The sequence below is a fragment of the Octadecabacter dasysiphoniae genome (assembly GCF_021532615.1).
GTDB classification, from domain to species: domain Bacteria; phylum Pseudomonadota; class Alphaproteobacteria; order Rhodobacterales; family Rhodobacteraceae; genus Octadecabacter; species Octadecabacter dasysiphoniae.
In genome coordinates, this window is record NZ_JAKGAQ010000001.1 from 351,536 (window position 1) to 369,709 (window position 18,174).

The 18,174-nt window shown below is 56.8% G+C and carries 15 protein-coding genes; 10 read left to right on the forward strand and 5 right to left on the reverse strand.

Going from position 1 to position 18,174, the window contains the following annotated elements:
- Positions 1–25: 25 nt before the first annotated feature.
- From tolB to L0664_RS01725, 9 genes are all read left to right on the forward strand, one after another.
- Positions 26–1,348 carry a Tol-Pal system beta propeller repeat protein TolB gene (tolB, locus tag L0664_RS01685; RefSeq protein WP_418888015.1) on the forward strand — a complete coding sequence of 441 codons (1,323 nt, stop codon included), beginning with the start codon at positions 26–28 and terminating at the stop codon, positions 1,346–1,348.
- Between the two features lie 91 nt (positions 1,349–1,439).
- Entirely contained in the window at positions 1,440–1,967 is a 528-nt protein-coding gene (pal, locus tag L0664_RS01690) for a peptidoglycan-associated lipoprotein Pal (protein ID WP_235223892.1), read from the forward strand.
- Between the two features lie 22 nt (positions 1,968–1,989).
- Positions 1,990–2,805, forward strand: coding sequence for a tol-pal system protein YbgF (gene ybgF / locus L0664_RS01695; RefSeq protein WP_235223893.1), 816 nt, complete (start codon positions 1,990–1,992; stop codon positions 2,803–2,805).
- Entirely contained in the window at positions 2,796–4,067 is a 1,272-nt protein-coding gene (gene tilS, locus L0664_RS01700) for a tRNA lysidine(34) synthetase TilS (RefSeq protein ID WP_235223894.1), read from the forward strand. The genes ybgF and tilS overlap by 10 nt, the downstream gene beginning before the upstream one ends.
- A gap of 87 nt (positions 4,068–4,154) precedes the next feature.
- Positions 4,155–6,074 carry an ATP-dependent zinc metalloprotease FtsH gene (gene ftsH, locus L0664_RS01705; RefSeq protein WP_235223895.1) on the forward strand — a complete coding sequence of 640 codons (1,920 nt, stop codon included), beginning with the start codon at positions 4,155–4,157 and terminating at the stop codon, positions 6,072–6,074.
- Between the two features lie 122 nt (positions 6,075–6,196).
- A complete protein-coding gene (locus tag L0664_RS01710; protein WP_235223896.1) occupies positions 6,197–6,778 on the forward strand; it encodes an MOSC domain-containing protein in 582 nt (193 codons plus the stop codon).
- 166 nt (positions 6,779–6,944) lie between these two features.
- Positions 6,945–8,621 (forward strand): formate--tetrahydrofolate ligase, encoded by a 1,677-nt coding sequence (locus L0664_RS01715; protein WP_235223897.1) that lies wholly within the window; start codon positions 6,945–6,947, stop codon positions 8,619–8,621.
- 91 nt (positions 8,622–8,712) lie between these two features.
- The gene (folD, locus tag L0664_RS01720; protein ID WP_235223898.1) at positions 8,713–9,615 is read left to right on the forward strand and encodes a bifunctional methylenetetrahydrofolate dehydrogenase/methenyltetrahydrofolate cyclohydrolase FolD; all 903 of its coding nucleotides are present in this window, start codon (positions 8,713–8,715) and stop codon (positions 9,613–9,615) included.
- Positions 9,616–9,926: 311 nt separating this feature from the next.
- The gene (locus L0664_RS01725; RefSeq protein WP_235223899.1) at positions 9,927–10,481 is read left to right on the forward strand and encodes a LytTR family DNA-binding domain-containing protein; all 555 of its coding nucleotides are present in this window, start codon (positions 9,927–9,929) and stop codon (positions 10,479–10,481) included.
- On the opposite strand, the gene pdeM is transcribed toward L0664_RS01725, so the two are convergent.
- From pdeM to L0664_RS01740, 3 genes are all read right to left on the reverse strand, one after another.
- On the reverse strand, positions 10,471–11,133 hold the full coding sequence (gene pdeM, locus L0664_RS01730; RefSeq protein ID WP_235223900.1) for a ligase-associated DNA damage response endonuclease PdeM: 663 nt from the start codon (positions 11,131–11,133) through the stop codon (positions 10,471–10,473). The genes L0664_RS01725 and pdeM overlap by 11 nt on opposite strands.
- A gap of 33 nt (positions 11,134–11,166) precedes the next feature.
- Complete coding sequence (locus L0664_RS01735; protein WP_235223901.1) at positions 11,167–13,569, reverse strand: ligase-associated DNA damage response DEXH box helicase; 2,403 nt, start codon at positions 13,567–13,569, stop codon at positions 11,167–11,169.
- Between the two features lie 123 nt (positions 13,570–13,692).
- Positions 13,693–15,003: an ATPase gene (locus L0664_RS01740; protein ID WP_235223902.1), complete on the reverse strand. Its 1,311-nt coding sequence runs from the start codon at positions 15,001–15,003 to the stop codon at positions 13,693–13,695.
- Between the two features lie 157 nt (positions 15,004–15,160).
- Here L0664_RS01740 and L0664_RS01745 point away from each other — a divergent pair, with 157 nt between their 5' ends.
- Positions 15,161–16,777 (forward strand): hypothetical protein, encoded by a 1,617-nt coding sequence (locus L0664_RS01745; RefSeq protein ID WP_235223903.1) that lies wholly within the window; start codon positions 15,161–15,163, stop codon positions 16,775–16,777.
- Here L0664_RS01745 and L0664_RS01750 read toward each other — a convergent pair.
- Together L0664_RS01750 and L0664_RS01755 are read right to left on the reverse strand one after the other, a co-directional pair.
- Positions 16,774–17,289: a prepilin peptidase gene (locus L0664_RS01750; RefSeq protein WP_235223904.1), complete on the reverse strand. Its 516-nt coding sequence runs from the start codon at positions 17,287–17,289 to the stop codon at positions 16,774–16,776. The two genes, L0664_RS01745 and L0664_RS01750, sit on opposite strands and share 4 nt — an antisense overlap.
- A gap of 2 nt (positions 17,290–17,291) precedes the next feature.
- A complete protein-coding gene (locus L0664_RS01755; RefSeq protein WP_235223905.1) occupies positions 17,292–18,149 on the reverse strand; it encodes a tetratricopeptide repeat protein in 858 nt (285 codons plus the stop codon).
- Positions 18,150–18,174 lie beyond the last annotated feature (25 nt).

Genomic DNA, 18,174 nt, shown 5'->3' on the forward strand with positions numbered 1-18,174 from the left:
TAATAAAGTGAGTATGAGCGCCATGATGACAAAATTTATGACTTTTATGACCGCGATCATGATCGCGATGGCCGCACCCCCAAGCGCACAGGCGCAAGAACCCTTGCGATTGACTTTGCGCGACGGTGTGATCGAAGCCCTGCCGTTTGCACTGCCCGCCTTTCAGTCCGAAGTCGCCGGGTCCGAACAAATGGCCGCTGATATCAGCCGCGTGATTGCAGAGGATCTGAACGGCACCGGATTGTTCCGCCAGATTCCAGCCTCTGCGTTTATTTCCACGCCAGCGGGCTTTGGCGCGCCGATTGCGTTTCCCGATTGGCGCGCGATCAACGCCCAAGCCTTGGTGACGGGCGCTGTGGCGGTGAATGGCAGTCAGGTGACGGTGAAATTCCGGCTCTATGATGTGTTTTCGGGCGCTGAAATGGGCGAAGGATTGCAATTTGCCGGCACCACGGATGGCTGGCGTCGCATGGCGCACAAGGTTTCTGATGCTGTTTACAGCCGCATCACAGGCGAGGCGGGCTATTTCGACAGCCGAGTGGTTTATGTGGCCGAAACCGGCCCCAAGGATGACCGCGCCAAGCGTTTGGCTATCATGGATTATGACGGCGCGAATGTGCAGTACCTGACCGACAGCAGCGCGATTGTGCTGGCGCCGCGGTTCTCCCCCACGGGGGATCGTGTGCTTTACACCAGCTACGAAAGCGGTTTTCCGCGCATCAATGTGTTGGATGTTGCGACGGTCGGGCGGCAACAATTGGCAACAGCAGATGGTGAAATGGCATTTTCCCCGCGCTTTAGCCTTGATGGGCGGCAGGTGATTTATTCATTGGCCAATGGGGGCAACACCGACATCTACCGCACCGATCTGGCGACAGGTCAAAGCACCCGTTTGACGAACACGCCCGCGATTGAAACTGCGCCGTCGTTCAGCCCCGATGGCAGCCAGATCGTGTTTGAATCAGACCGGTCCGGCACACAGCAGCTTTATGTGATGGGCGCGAATGGCGGTGAACCGCAGCGGATTTCCTTTGGAAACGGGCGATATGGGACACCTGTCTGGTCGCCGCGTGGTGATTTGATCGCGTTCACCAAACAAGAGGCCGGGCGTTTCCACATCGGTGTGATGCGCACGGATGGCACCGAAGAACGCCTTTTGACGTCGTCGTTTTTGGATGAGGGCCCGACATGGGCCCCGAACGGGCGCGTCATCATGTTTGCGCGCGAAACCCAAGGGGCGGATGGCACGACCGGGCTGTACTCCGTTGATATCACGGGCCGTAATCTGCGCCGCGTGACAACGCCACAAGGCGGGTCTGATCCGTCTTGGGGACCGTTACAGCGGTAGGTTCGGGCTGATCACGCATTCGCGATTCTCAATTCAATTTCTGCGTGCTAGACTGGCCGCAACGAGCAAACAAAAATAACGGGACAGACCCATGAAATATCTTATCAAAGCCGTTCTGGTGATTGGCGCACTGACGCTGAGCGCATGCACGAACGCAGACCGTTTCGACAATGCCGATGCGGTTGATCTGAACGCACAGAATGGCGCCAATGGCGTGAACCAGACCGCGCTTGACCCATCCCAGAACCCGTCCAGCCCGCAGTTTTTCAGCCAGACCATTGGCGATCGCGTGTTGTTTGAGGTGGACACATCCACATTGACTGCCGCAGGCCGTGCCACGTTGGACGGACAAGCCGGTTGGTTGACCACGAATTCCGACTATCTGGCCGTGATCGAAGGCCACGCGGATGAACAGGGCACACGTGAATACAACCTTGCGCTGGGCGCACGTCGCGCCAATGCTGTGCGTGAATATCTGATTTCCAAGGGCCTGCCGTCCAGCCGTATTCGTACGGTTTCATATGGCAAGGAACGCCCGATTGCGGTCTGTTCTGAAGAAGCCTGTTATGCACAAAACCGCCGCGCTGTGACGATCATTTCGATCGCTCAAAGCAGCTAAACGGTTCTTTCGGGGGAAAGACATGATCCGCACACTCGCCCTTATTGCCGCGATGGCCGTCCCAACTGGGGCGGCTTTCGCACAAGATCAAACTTTGGCCGATATCCGCGCCGAATTGTCGGGTCTGTATTCCGATGTGACCGCGCTGCGCGGTGAATTGGTGGCGTCGGGCCAATCCGGGCAAGGGATTGCGGGATCAACGCCGCTGGATCGTTTGAATTCGATCGAGGCTGAACTGACGCGCCTGACCTCCAAGACCGAAGATCTGGAATTTCGTATCACGCGCATCACCCGCGACGGCACCAATCGCATTGGTGATCTTGAATTCCGTCTGTGCGAACTTGAGGCGGGCTGTGACATTGGCCAATTGGGTGACACACCGTCGCTGGGCGGTGTTGACGTTGAACCAACCGCCCCCGCCATGGAAACCCCGCTGAGCAGTGGCCCGTCGTTGGCCGTGGGTGAGCAAGAGGACTTTACGCGGGCGCAGGAGGCGCTCGCTTCTGGTGACTTTCGCAGCGCCGCTGACCTCCTTGCGTCCTTCAATGAGACCTATCCGGGCAGCCCAGTAGCCGCTGACGCGCATTTCCTGCGGGGGCAGGCGTTTGAACAATTGGGTGAAACCACGAATGCGGCGCGCGCCTATCTTGCGGCGTTTTCGGGAAATCCCGATGGGTCTGTGGCGCCCGCCGCGTTGACAAAGCTTGGCAAAACCCTTGCCGCGTTGGGCCAAAATCAGGATGCCTGTGTCACCTTGGGTGACGTCGCGACGCGCTTTCCCGGTGCACCCGAAGTGGGCGAGGCACAGCAGGCGATGGCGACGCTGGGATGCGGCTAACGCTGGAAGACCGGTTTCGCCACCAGATTGATCAATATCTTTATGACCCTTGGGACGACGGCCCCGTAGTTTTGGCTGTGTCCGGCGGCAGCGATTCAACCGCCCTGATGCATTTGGCTGCCGCGACAATGGACCGTGCAAGGTTGCACATCCTGACGGTGGATCACGGATTGCGCGATGTTGACGCCGAGATCGATTTGGTTGCGCGACAAGCGCGATCACTTGGGGTGCCGCATTCCGTGTTGTTATGGCGTTGGGACGGTAGCGGTAATTTACAGGCCGCCGCCCGGAATGGACGTTGGACTGCGATCAAGGATTGGTGTGCCGCGCATCAGGGCGACATCGCGTGCCTGACCGGCCACACCCGTGATGATCAGGCTGAAACGTTTTTGATGCGTCTTGCGCGCGGGTCTGGTGTGGCGGGTTTGGCGGGGATGGCGCCGACAGCGTCTTTGGACCTGACGAATGGGCATGGCTTGCGCGTTGTTCGCCCCTTGCTGGATGCCACACGTGCAGAGTTGCAAGCGTGGCTGACGGGGCAGGGTATTTCGTGGTCGCATGATCCGTCAAACGACGATGCGAGGTTTGACAGGATCAAAGCCCGGGGCCTGATGGACCAGTTGTCGCAGTTGGGCCTGTCACAGGACCGCATTGTACAAACCAGCAATCACATGGCTGCCGCCCGCCGCGAGATGCGCGCCTATGCGGTGATGGTCGCAAAGGCACATATCACGCAACAGGGCGGCGATGTGATGATGCCCATCAATTGGCCGCAACACCCAGAGGTCGCCGCCAGACTGTTTCGCCACGCGCTGCACTACGTCGGGCAGGGGCCATACCCGCCCCGATCCGATGCATCAGATGCCCTTTGGCATGGTTTGAAAAACGGCACGGGTGGAACGTTGCATGGATGTTTCGTTTCCGCGCACGGCGATGTTGCACGGATCAGTCGAGAGCCAAGCGCCGTCGCTGAACCAATGGCATGGCCGCACACAGATGTTGGTGTTTTGTGGGATGGCCGATGGTTGGTGTCATGCACACAAACTGGCGATATGCCCGATGATTTGCATGTTGGCGCACTTGGTGGGGCGATCAAAGATGTGCCCGAGTGGCGCGAAACTGGGGTGCCGCGCGCCTCCCTTTTGGCAAGTCCGGCGGTGTTTAAGTGCGATACTCTCATTTCGGCCCCCGTTGCGGGGCTACAAAACGGATTTTGCGTGCGCATTGTCGCGGATTTCGAGTCTTTCTTGGTTTCCCGTTGAACTCACCTTTTAAGCCTCTATCTTAAGGACAAAGGTAACGTGTCGTTAATCCACCGCACCTATTTGTTCTTCTAAAGGAGTGTCGCCTTGGGCAACGCACGCAATCTGGCCTTCTGGGTCGTGCTCTTCGTTCTTGTTATTTCGCTGTTCAATCTGTTCGGAAACGGACAGAGCACGCAGGCAACAAACGAGAAAAGCTATTCCGAACTGGTTCAGGCCATTGACGCCGGCGCTGTGGCCGAAGCCCGCATCGATGGCGAAAAGCTGATGTATCGTGGGTCGGATGGGCGCACCTATCAGGTTATTATCGGTGCGGATAACACCGAAGTCGCTGATTTACTTGTGGAAAAGGGCGTGGCCCTGACCATTGAGGCACAGGAACAATCCGGAATTGCGACGTTCCTTGTGGGTCTTCTGCCCTTCTTGTTGCTGATCGGTGTGTGGATTTATTTCATGAACCGCATGCAGGGCGGCGGCAAAGGCGGCGCGATGGGCTTTGGCAAATCCAAGGCCAAAATGCTGACCGAAAAAGAGGGCCGTGTGACGTTTGATGACGTGGCGGGCATCGATGAGGCCAAGGAAGAGCTGGAAGAAATCGTTGAATTCCTGCGCAACCCGCAGAAATTCTCGCGTCTTGGGGGTAAGATTCCCAAGGGTGCGCTGCTTGTTGGCCCCCCCGGAACGGGTAAGACGCTGCTGGCGCGCGCAATTGCGGGCGAGGCGGGCGTTCCGTTCTTCACGATTTCGGGTTCTGATTTTGTGGAAATGTTCGTCGGCGTGGGTGCGTCCCGTGTGCGCGACATGTTCGAGCAGGCCAAAAAGAACGCGCCTTGCATCATCTTTATCGACGAGATTGACGCCGTCGGCCGCGCGCGTGGCGTCGGCATGGGCGGTGGCAACGACGAACGTGAACAGACTTTGAACCAACTGCTGGTCGAGATGGACGGTTTTGAAGCCAACGAAGGTGTCATCATCATCGCCGCGACAAACCGTAAGGATGTGTTGGATCCGGCATTGCTGCGCCCCGGTCGTTTTGACCGTCAGGTGACTGTCGGCAATCCCGACATCAAAGGCCGTGAAAAAATCCTCGGCGTGCATGCGCGCAAAGTGCCGCTTGGCCCTGACGTTGATCTGCGCATTATCGCCCGTGGCTCCCCCGGGTTTTCCGGTGCTGACCTCGCGAACCTCGTGAACGAAGCCGCGCTGACAGCGGCCCGCGTGGGGCGTCGTTTCGTGGCGATGGCAGATTTTGAATCCGCGAAAGATAAGATCATGATGGGCGCCGAACGCCGTTCGATGATCATGACGGACGCGCAAAAGGAAATGACCGCCTATCATGAAGCGGGCCACGCTGTCGTCGGTATCACGCTGCCCAAATGTGACCCCGTTTATAAGGCGACGATCATTCCGCGCGGTGGTGCGCTGGGTATGGTGATGTCACTGCCTGAAATGGACCGGCTCAACATGTTCCGCGACGAATGCCATCAGCGCCTTGCGATGACGATGGCGGGTAAAGCTGCCGAGGTCATCAAGTACGGTGAAGATCAGGTGTCTAACGGCCCGGCTGGCGACATCCAGCAGGCCAGCCAGTTGGCGCGCGCGATGATCATGCGCTGGGGCATGTCCGATAAGGTCGGCAACATCGACTACGCCGAGGCTCATGAGGGATATCAGGGCAACACGGCCGGTTTTTCGGTGTCTGCGGACACCAAGGGCGTGATTGAGGATGAGGTGAAGGCCTTTATTGAACAGGGCTTTCAAAAGGCAAAAGAAATCCTGACCGAAAAGAACGTTGAATTTGAACGTCTTGGTCAGGGGTTGCTTGAATACGAAACGCTGACAGGCGCGGAAATCAAACGCGTCATGGCGGGTGAACCGTTAAATCGTGATGATGACGATGACGCGGATATCACGCCAAAGTCCGGCAATTCGGTCACGGCGATCCCGAAGACCAAACCGCGCAAGCCAAAGTCCCCCGATACGGACCTTGAGCCGGAAACGACATAAATCAAAAGGCCCCGCAGCGTAAAACCTGCGGGGCTTTTTGATTATGGTGATATGTAATGTCACAAGAATTCGGTTGAGGCAGGGCCGTTCCCACGGCAAGTTGCCCGCCAAAGGAGAACGCCATGCCCGCACTCAAACCCACCCATTATACTGCCGAGGTTGTTTGGCTCGGTTCGGTGATGACGGATGATCGAAATGAACTGGCATCACCCGCGCGCGACGCGCTTGATCTGACGTTTGACGGCGTTGCGGGTGCGTTTCATGCCGGGGTGACGCGCCCGTCGTGCAGCCGCGTCAAATCGCAATACGCCAAGGGCACGCCGATCAGGAACGAGCGCCAGCTGTGCATCGTCAGCCAGGAAGAGCTGGATGAGGTCGCTGCTGAAATGGGGATTGACACGATTGAACCGACCCGCGTTGGTGCGACAATCGTTGTCAAAGGTATCCCTGATTTCACGCATATTCCGCCGTCATCGCGGCTTCAGGGGCCAAGCGGCGCAACAGTCACAGTGGACATGGAAAACCGCCCCTGCCTGTTTCCGGCCAAATCGCTTGAGGTGGTGCATCCGGGCCAAGGTGCAATGTTCAAACCGGCGGCTAAAAACCGTCGTGGTGTTTGTGCGTGGGTCGCCGCAGAGGGGCGGATCGCGGTTGGCGATACCCTGACGCTTCACATCCCCGATCAGCGCGCATGGATGCCATAACCCGTCGTTAATGAGACCCAGGGTTTCCCATCAGAAACGAATGATCGCGTCGGCGGCGATTCCGATAGCGAAAATGTCGTTATCGCGTCCCGGATCACTTCCAAGGCGTGGTTAGGGTGTGCCAAAGCATACTGAACGCAGCCATTCGGCTTAAGGGGAGAAGACCATGGGTTACAAAACCGACATCGAAATCGCACGCGAAGCGAACAAGAAGCCAATCCAAGAGATCGGTGCGAAGCTGGGCATCGGGTCCGACGATCTGCTGCCCTACGGCCACGACAAAGCCAAAGTCAGCCAAGAGTTCATTAACTCTGTGCAAAAGAACGACAGCGGCAAACTGATCCTTGTAACCGCGATCAACCCGACCCCTGCGGGCGAAGGCAAGACGACGACAACTGTTGGTTTGGGCGATGGTCTAAACCGTATTGGCAAGAAAGCCGCCGTTTGTATCCGCGAAGCATCGCTTGGGCCGAACTTCGGTATGAAGGGCGGGGCCGCTGGCGGTGGTTACGCGCAGATCGTGCCGATGGAAGACATGAACCTGCACTTTACGGGCGATTTCCACGCGATCACATCCGCGCATTCCCTTTTGTCCGCGATGATCGACAACCACATCTATTGGGGGAATGAACTGGAAATCGACGTGCGCCGCGTTGTGTGGCGTCGTGTCGTTGACATGAATGACCGTGCGCTGCGCCAGATCACGGCGTCTTTGGGCGGTGTGGCCAATGGTTTCCCACGCGAAGCAGGTTTTGACATCACGGTGGCGTCCGAAGTGATGGCCATTCTGTGCCTGGCAAAAGATTTGAAAGATTTGCAAGACCGCCTCGGGTCTATGATCGTGGCTTACCGCCGTGATCGCAGCCCTGTCTTTGCACGCGACATCAAGGCTGACGGTGCGATGACCGTTCTGTTGAAAGACGCGATGCAGCCGAACTTGGTGCAGACGTTGGAAAACAACCCTGCGTTCGTACATGGCGGCCCGTTCGCTAACATCGCACATGGTTGTAATTCGGTCATTGCGACGACGACGGCGTTGAAGATTGCGGATTACGTTGTAACCGAAGCCGGCTTTGGTGCTGATTTGGGGGCTGAAAAGTTCCTGAACATCAAATGCCGCAAAGCAGGCCTGAGCCCTGATTGTGTTGTGTTGGTCGCAACTGTGCGTGCGATGAAGATGAACGGTGGCGTCGCGAAGGCTGACCTTGGCAACGAAGACGTGGCAGCGGTTCAGAACGGTTGTGCAAACCTTGGCCGTCACATCGGCAACCTGAAATCCTTCGGGGTTCCGGTTGTTGTGGCGATCAACCACTTCGTGACAGACACGGACGCCGAAGTGCAGGCTGTGAAGGATTACGTTGAAACCCAAGGGTCCGAAGCGATCTTGTCCCAGCACTGGGAACATGGGTCAAAAGGGTCTGAGGCGCTTGCGACACGCGTGGCAGAGATCGCAGACAGCGGTGTGTCAGCGTTTGCCCCGATTTATCCTGATGACATGAAGCTGGCCGACAAAATCCAGACGATTGCCAAGCGGATTTACCATGCAGACGAAGCATTGATGGATCAAAAAATCCGCGATCAGTTGAAACTGTGGGAAGATCAGGGCTACGGCAATTTGCCAGTTTGTATGGCTAAGACGCAGTATTCGTTTTCTACCGATCCAACGCTGCGCGGTGCGCCGACGGGCTTTAGCGTTCCGGTGCGCGAAGTGCGTCTGAGTGCGGGTGCGGGTTTCGTGGTTGTTGTATGTGGTGAGATCATGACGATGCCCGGTTTGCCGCGCGTTCCGTCAGCCGAAAACATCCACCTGAACGATGATGGCCAAATCGAAGGCTTGTTCTAAACAAAGACGGGCGGGACGTCGCTGTTTGGCAGTCGCCAAAGGCGCCCCGCCCGCCGATCCCTCGGGGCGCAGATAATTTAAGGACTGAGACATGACAGCGACAGTAATCGACGGCAAAGCCTTTGCAGCAAAAGTCCGTGGCATGGTGGGCGAGCATGTCGCCACATTGAAAGCAGATCACGGTATTACGCCCGGTTTGGCCGTTGTCCTGGTCGGCGAAGATCCTGCGTCGCAAGTCTATGTTAAATCCAAAGGCAAAATGACCGTAGAAGTCGGCATGAAGTCCGTTGAGCACCGTATGGACGCTGACGTGTCCGAGGCCGACCTGTTGGCCATGATCGACACGTTGAACAACGATCCGACGATCCACGGTATTCTGGTGCAACTGCCGCTGCCGGACCATCTGAACAGCGATCTTGTGATCAATTCCATCGATCCGGCAAAGGACGTTGACGGATTTCACATTTCCAATGTGGGTTTGTTGGGCACTGGTCAAAAGGCCATGGTGCCCTGTACCCCGTTGGGATCATTGATGATGTTGCGTGATCATCATGGCAGTTTGTCGGGCATGAACGCGGTTGTGATCGGGCGGTCTAATATTGTTGGCAAACCTATGGCGCAGTTGTTGCTGGGCGACAGCTGCACTGTGACCATCGCCCATTCGCGGACCAAGGATTTAGCAGCGGTTGTGCGTCAGGCGGACATCGTCGTGGCTGCCGTAGGTCGTGCGGAAATGGTGCCGGGCGACTGGATCAAACCGGGTGCGACCGTGATTGACGTGGGCATCAACCGTTTGGATGCACCAGAGAAGGGTGAGGGTAAAACCAAGCTCGTGGGTGACGTTGATTATGCAAGCTGTGCAGCGGTCGCAGGTGCCATTACACCCGTTCCCGGTGGCGTGGGCCCCATGACCATTGCCTGCCTGTTGGCCAATACATTGACGGCTTGCTGTCGCGCAAATGACCTAGCGGAACCCACCGGACTGACGGCCTAAGACTTTTTCTTTGAATTCAACCGTGTAAGAATTGCTTTTAGGGTGATCGATTCTATTCGGTCGAACTCTTTGGGGGGAGTTTCTTGCGGTCTTTGTTTGGTGACGGGCCTGGTTTCGGGTCCATGTATAAAGAAGTTGTCTCTGCGTCGCTTTGGGGCGCTTGGGGACTGACGTCCTTTGTGGTGGCTTGGGCGGGTCCTTTCGGAACATTTGATTCACAACCCTTCGCATGGAGATTGACCTATTGGAGCGGGCTTATTGCTGCTGCAATTGTCATTGCAATCTTTTGCCGGACGGTGTGGCGACACATATTGGCAGGCCGGTCCGAGCTTCTTGAAGACCTGGCGGTGGCGCTATCGTTGTCCGTTATATTTGGACCATTGGTGGTGCTTTTGAACCGCATTGTCGGGGGAGCTGAGGCCTATCAGGCGATGGGCATGTTTGCCGCAATGGGGTGCACGTTTCTGATTGCGATTGGAACGATAGCGCTGCGGCGGGTTCTGCGCGAACCCGCAAAGACAATCCAAGAACAAGCCCAAGTGAAGCGTGATCGTTTACTAACCAGGATTTCTGCCCAGCCTGACGCGCGGTTGGCGCGGATCAGTTCGGACAATCACCATATTCGCATCGTGACCGACGATGGCGAAGAGCATCGTATTTTGATGCGGCTGAGTGATGCGGTGAATGAGACCGACGTGGAACCTGGTGTGTGTGTGCATCGATCCCACTGGGTCGCACGGGCAAAGGTTGCCGGGGTGAAAAAGGTCGATGGGCGTGATGTTGTGCAGTTGACCTGTGGGGGGACGTTGCCCGTTGGGCCGAAGTACCGCGATAATCTATCTTTCGCCGACGACCTTAGCGCTTAAGGCAAGATTTGAGTGGCACGGGCAGGGCGCTTTTTCCTGTCAGGACAGCGATGGCCGTGGGTTCCATAATCGCAGCCAAAACGTCATCACGTGCAGACAATCCGCCTGTGTAGGCGCCGAATGCGGGCATGATGATGCGGGCCGCGTCAATCAGGAAACAAGGCCGTCGCGTCGCACCCGCGATCGCCCCCTTGGGATGATAATGCCCCGAGATTTCGCCTGTTTCAGACGTCGCGATATGGCGAAATGTCAGCGGTCCGCGCTTCAGGTCTGCCATATGCGTCCCGCCGAGCTCTACCGGGCCGGGGTCATGGTTTCCTTCGATCCAGATCCAGTCGCGGCCAGCCTGAAGTCGCGTTAATGTCGCGCGGGTGTCATCGCTAATGGCCCGCGCAGCACCCAGATCATCAAAACTGTCACCCAGACAAATAACGGTTGCGGGGTTTGTTGCGTCTATCGCTGCTTCAAGCCGCCAAAGCGTTTCGCGTGTTTCATAGGGCGGCAACAATGTACCCCCGCGCCGCGCGATCCGTTCGGATTTCCCAAGGTGCAGATCAGACACGCACAAAATCCGTTCGGCGGCCCACCATAATGTGCCATCAGCACGTGCGGCCAGATCGGTTTTACAAAAGGTGAAAACGTGGTCGGTCATGGCGGGTTCGATGCCCCACCGCGCCGCCGAAGTCTATAGCCCCTCAAGCCCGGCTTCGCGCATCAGGTCTGCCGCGCGGTCTGCCAACAGTTTTTCACGACCCTCGCCAAACACCGGAATGCGCCCCGGTTCCAGAAACAGGGGGGCCGCAAGCGGTGTGACACGGTCCAGTACAACATGATCAACGCGCCCTTTGGTGCGCTGCAACATGTCTTCGATCCGCCCAAAATCAACCAACCCGCGCATTGCCTCTTCGCGCGTTATCCGCAACATCAGATGGTCAGGATCATATTTAGCGAGGGTATCGTACAAAATATCGCTACTGAACGTGGCCTGCCGCCCTGATTTTCGGCCCTGGCGGGTATTACGTTCAATCAATCCTGCAACGGTTGCTGCCACCCGGAAAGTGCGTTTCATCACCGCATTTCCAGCCAGCCATGTTTCAAGCCCGTCGCGCATGTTGTCGGGGTCAAACAGCGGCGCGACATCCCTGACAGGCGATAACCCCCAGATCATCAATGCATAATCGGTAACGACAAATCCAAGCGGGTTCAGCCCCGCGGCCTCCATGCGCTGCGTCAGGATCAGGCCAAGGGTGCGATGCGCGTTCACACCCGCAAACCCGTAAACAACCATGTTTTCACGTTCGTCCTGCGGGAACGTTTCCACCAGTATCCGCCCCGTCTCCGGCAGCTTTGACACGGCGCGTTGCAGGTGCAGCCATTCGGCGGTGTGGTCAGGCAGGTCCGGCCAGTTGTCGTGTTGGAACATCGTTAAAATCCGCTGGGACAACTGGGTCGACGTGGCGAATTTGGTGCCGTTAAACGTAGCAACCTTGGGCGTGCGTCCTTTTTGGCGGCTGACCTCAACGGTGAGCTGGTTCAGTCCTTCGTAGCGCACAATTTGTCCGCCGATTAGAAACGTATCGCCTGGCGTCAACGTCGCGGCAAAGCTCTCTTCGATTTCACCCAATGTCTTGGCGGATCGGCGAAATTTCACCTTCAGCGTTTCGATATCAAAGATCGTGCCCAGGTTCATGCGGATGCGCGCGCTTGATCGCGGATCGCGCAGCTGCCATTTTCCATCGACCTCTTTCAGCCGTTTCCATTGATCGTAGACCCGCAGGGCATAGCCCCCTGTCGCACAAAAATCGAGGCAATCGTCAAACGCAGCCCGGCTCAGATCGCTAAAGGCCCCGACGGTCCTAACCTCATGGAACAGCTGCGTCGCATCAAATGGGCCGGAACAGGCGGCAATCAGGATGTGCTGGCACAATACATCACGCGGTCCAGCCCCCTTGGGATCACCATCAAGGTCGTGCGCCTTCGCGGCCTCAAGTGCTGCAACACATTCAACAACCTCGAACCGGTTGGCAGGCACCAACACAGCCTTGGACGGGGCGTTATAGCGGTGGTTTGCGCGGCCAATGCGCTGGATCAGGCGCTTGACGTTCTTGGGCGCCCCGATCTGGATCACCAGATCAACATCACCCCAATCGATCCCTAAATCCAAGGACCCTGTGCACACAATCGCCCGCAAATCGCCGCGCACCATAGCTGCCTCGACGTTCGTACGTTGGTCGCGCGACAGGCTCCCGTGATGGATGCCGATCGGCAAACCATCATCATTGGCAAGCCAGAGATTATGGAAATAAAGCTCCGCCTGCGCGCGCGTGTTGTGAAACATCAGCGTGGTGTTGTGCTGTTTCACAAGGTCCAGCACCGCCGGAATAGAATATTTTGCCCCGCCACCCGACCACGGCGGCCTCTCCTGCGTGACAAGCATGGAAATGTCAGGATCAGGCCCGGGATCCGCGATCAAGATGGGGCAAGGATCAGGATGGCGCGCCAACCGATGGGCAATCGCTGACGGGTCTTCAACCGTTGCCGACAGCCCGACGCGGCGTAAATCTGGGTTCATTGCTTGAATACGGCTTAGCGCCAGCATCAACTGATCGCCCCGTTTGCTTTCTGCCAGCGCGTGGATTTCATCAACGATGATCCGTTGCACGCCTTTGAAAATGCGCGGCGCATCTTCGTATGACACCAATAACGCAAGGCTTTCAGGAGTGGTCAGCAATATGTGGGGCGGGTCTGCACGCTGGCGACGTTTTTGGGTGTAGGACGTATCCCCCGTGCGGTCTTCAACCCGAATTGGTAGGGCCATCTCGGCAATTGGCGTACCTAAATTCCGTTTGATATCTGCCGCCAATGCCTTGAGGGGTGACACATATAACGTATGCAACCCGTCATGCGCACCATCGGCCAGCTCCACCAAAGACGGCAAAAAACCCGCCAACGTTTTGCCACCACCCGTAGGCGCAATCAGCAACAACGACGGTTCACTAGACCGTTTCAGCATATCCGCCTGATGCGGGTGTATCGACCAGCCTTTGGTGGAAAACCAATCGGCAAATTTGGGGGGCAAGCTGGTCATGCCCCAAAGGTGTGTGAACACGCGCTTAGGTCAAGTGCTCTGTTCTTCATCTGGCCAGAAAACTCTGGGGGGGTGCGGGGGGCTAGCCCCCCGCCCTGTCGGATTTGCGCAGCAAATTCGATCCTAGTGCACGATTTTTTCTTCTTTGACGAACATGTTTGCCCATGCGCGATCAATCAGATCGGGCGACATTTGATAGGGAATACCCTCGAACTCGCAAATCGAAATCATCTGGTCGATCAGGAAAATCGGCTGATAGTTCGCGTAGATATTGTCGATCGTCGGGTATTTCTTTTGCAGCAAATGCACCAAGGCAGGTTCATCCAATGGCATCTTGCGCTTACGGGCCATCATCGCAAAAATCTTCAGAAAGTCGCTTTGATCCGGACCATCAATTTTGATCTTGAAGAAAATACGACGCAGGGCCGCTTTGTCGAAAATTTCGTTCGGGTGGAAGTTGGTTGAAAAAATGACGAGCGTATCAAAGGGCACCTCGAACTTTTCACCAGATTGCAGCGCGAGGATATCGCGGTTTTCTTCCAGTGGAACAATCCAGCGGTTGACGATGGCCTGTGGCGGTTCGGCCTGACGGCCAAGGTCGTCGATGATGAAAATACCGCCAGAAGATTTCAGCTGCAACGGCGCCTGATACGTCCGCGCGGTGGGATTGTAGACCAGATCGAGCATCGACAGTGTCAATTCACCACCCGTCACAACGGTCGGGCGTTCGCATTTCACATATCGCGTGTCATAGCGTCCCGATGTGCGGCGCAAGGAATTGGGATCATCAACGTCTTCTTCGGCGGCGGAATGTACGATCGGATCATACACGGTGATCACCTGACCTGCGTATTCAATCGCGCGGGGGATGAAAATCTTGTCGCCCAAAGCATCGCGAATACCGTTTGAAATCGCGGACTTACCGTTTCCGGGGGGGCCATACATCAGGATTGACCGGCCCGCGCCAACGGCTGGCCCAAGCTGATCCAGCAGGGCAGGCGGCAAAATAAGATGCCCCATCGCGGCTACCAATTGGTCCCGGGTGACATGAATATTTCGAATTGATTGGCGCTGCACTTGTTCGCGGTACACCTCGAGCGGGACGGGCATCGCGCCGAAATATTCAGACTGTGCCAACGCATCCAGCGCGCGGGCCTTGCCCATATCCGTCAGCTGATACCCCATTTCATTGCTGTTATTGGCGTTCAGCGTACCCGTAGCTTCGCAAAGCCGCTGTTCGCGTGCCGCGTCGACAAGTTGCTGGGTGACGTTAACGGGCAGGCAGATCGCCTTTGCGATTTCTGTCACCATCTCAAGGTTGGTGCGAAACATTGTCTTGATCAAAATATCACGCATCATGACGGGCGATAAAGCCATAGAAGGCAAGGTTTTAGGTGCCGGTGGCGCCATGACGTCTGAAGTTTGCATATTCATGTTTATCTGCCCGTTTTATGCCAATTGGCGGTGTCGTATGTGGCCTATCCGCCGCGGCCCAAATCAATGAAAGCACGCGGGGTTAAAGGTTTTGCAAACATGTGATGCCTGACTATTGTGTCGAAAAAAGGGACAAAACCGTCCCAGAGGCAGGCAAATGACAAAATCGAATACAACAGCATTGATCGCATTTCTGTGCGCGGTTCTGGTCGCGATGGCCGGGGCGGCTGTGCTGAAGGGCGGGCTCTATGTGGGCAAGCACGAAGGCGACACGTTGCATCTGATGGAAATCGTGTTGCGCATGGCGCAAGGGCAAACGCCGCACCTTGATTTCATGACACCGATTGGCGCGCTGGCATTCTGGCCAATCGCGATGCTGGTGAAGGCAGGACTGGGCATCGGAATGGCGATCATCTGGGCGCAGACGATCACGGCGCTGATTTTCCTACCCATTATTGTCTGGATCGCCCGCAACCGCCTGTCACCTTGGGTTGCGGCGTTGTTTGGCCTGTGTGTCATCGTGTTGCTTCTGGCGTTGGTGCACGGAGAGGCGAAGCGTTCTGTTTCAATTTCGATGCACTACAACCGTTTGGCGTGGGCCGCCGCATTCGTGGCAATTGTCGCGGCGATTGTGCCGCCTCGCACGCCGACGTCAGGTAACGTCGATGGTGTAATTGTCGGCGCGATGATGGTCGTGATGGCAATGATCAAAGTCACATATTTTGTCCCCTTCGCGCTGCCTGTCGCGTTGGCGCTGTTCATGACGGGCCAACGCCGTACGCTGTGCGTCGCTGTTCTGACGGGCCTAGTTTTGATGGCGGGGATCACGTTGTTAACGGGTGTGGACTATTGGACAGCCTACGCGCGTGATTTGATTGTCGTGGCCACGTCCGAAGGGCGATCAGCGCCGGGGGAACCCTTGGTCGCGATCATGGGTTCACCAGCCTATCTTGGCGGATCGTTTCTGGCCGTCGGCGCGGTGATCTTGTTGCGCCAAGGGGCGGCGCATACCGGTGGGTTGATCTTGCTGCTGCTGCTCCCTGGGTTTTTCTACGTGACCTACCAGAACTTCGGAAATGATCCGCAGTGGCTGATGCTGCTGGGTGTTCTGGTGTTAGCACTGCGCGACGATGTCATGGTTGCGGCCAACAAGATGGGGTGGGATATCCGCGCCGCGTTGGGCTATGTCGCCGCGATGGCGCTGGCGCTGACGTCGCCGTCGTTCTTCAATCTCGCCTACAGCCCGTTTCGCCATTTCCAAACGGATGTCACCAGCTACAGCCCGATCTTGCCGAGGGATGAACGCCATGCAGACCTTCAGGGGTTCACGATACGTTTGGAACGCGTCGATGCGCGGGTTGCCCTTGGGGGGCAGGTTGCCGGGCTTACGCCATCGGTTGATCGTGATCCGGTCGTCGAATTCCGGGGCGAAATTTATCCGCCCTGCGGTATCGAACTGGGCCTCGCACGCTATATCGACACGATGGTGCGCGATCTTGAAACGGCTGGTTACGCAGACGGGACATCTGTGTTCGTGGCGGATCTGTTTTCGTCGCACTGGATGTTTGGATCGTTCGAACCAATGGACGGCGGTGCGCCGTGGTATTACGGCGGTTTGCCCGGACTGCGCGATGCGGATTACGTGCTCGTGCCGTTTTGCCCGATGTCCACGCTCGTTCAGACCAAAGTTTTTGAAATCATGGACGAAGCTGAGGTGCCGCTGAGCGAAATCCGCCGCACAGGTTTGTACATTCTCTACAGCATTGACCGCTAGATCAGCAAAAGCAGCGGCCACGCAAGGTAGATGATCAGAACACCGCCCAAAGGAAAGCCGAGGGGAAAGCGTTTGCCTTGATGCCAGCTGGCCCAGTCTGGAACGAGGTTGCGGATCGGATTGATCGCTTTTGCCGCGCGGTGAACGAAATACCCGACGAACATACCGGCCCCAAGCAGCATAAAGACAAATCCAACGTCGTCTAAAGCGACAAAAGGGGCGGCAGATGCAAGAAATTTGCTATCGCCAGCGCCCATCGCACCAACAGCGTTCAGGATCATAGCTGCAATAAGAACGACCACGAAGTGACTGTAACGCCACGCATATTCTGAAAAGGGCATTGCCCCCGCCAAAACGAGAATGATCCCGACAACAACAAATACCAGCGCAAGCGCATCGGTGGACCATGTCGGGATTTTCATCGCCCGCAGGTCGTTCCACGCCACGTAGATACACAGTGGCGCCACGAAGATCAGGAACGCGATGGATTGCGTGACAGTAACGGACACCATTCTTAGTTCGTCACGTTGTCTTCGAGGGCGCGAAGCGAACGCACAGCAGCCTCAAAGTGCTGCGGATGTGTTTGGATCGCTTCACCCAAAAGCCCGCGACCAATCGTGATGTCGTTTTGTTTGATGGCCGTCAGCGCGAGAGTATGGAGCAATTGCGCGCGTTCAATCTGTGTCATCGGAATAACAGGCAAATCGTAGTTGCGTTGCGCACCACGCGCGAGGACAAGGTTGTTTTTGGCGGTAAACAGATCGCTGTCATTGCGCAGGGCATCCGTGAACAGGCGTTCCGCACCGGAATAATCCCCGCGCGTCAGCTTGGAAAAACCCCAGTTGTTCAACACGCCAGCGGGTGACGTTGTCAGGCCCACGGCTGTTTCATAAAAGCTGTCCGCGTTGGACCATTCTTCGTTGCTGTCTGCCACCATCGCTTCAAGACGGTAGCGTTTGTAGGTCTCGTGGGTAGGCGGGATCGCGTCGAGAACGTCTTCGGCGCCGTCCCAATCGTTGCTGCGGATCAGCGCATCGGCAAGATCAATCTGATCGTTCAGCGTCGCGTCTTTGTGGCTGGCGACGGCCTGCCAGGCAGTTGCGCCTTCGGACGGACGACGCGCGCGGATCAGGGATTTGGCAAGGCCGCGCATCAAATCAATACGGCCCGGATCATTGGTGGAGGCGCGCAAAAAGTAATTCACAGCCTCGTTCGGGTCTGCGACCGTCAGCATCACATCGTTGAGGTTGGTTTCATCGACCACGTTTACATCCTGCAACGCGCGTTCGACCTGCGCATCGCCGGATTGATCGCAAGCGGCCAATGTCATCGCACCCAGAAGGGCGGCGGAAATAAGAATAGGGTGGCGCATGTTTTGTGCGTCCTTTTACTGCTCT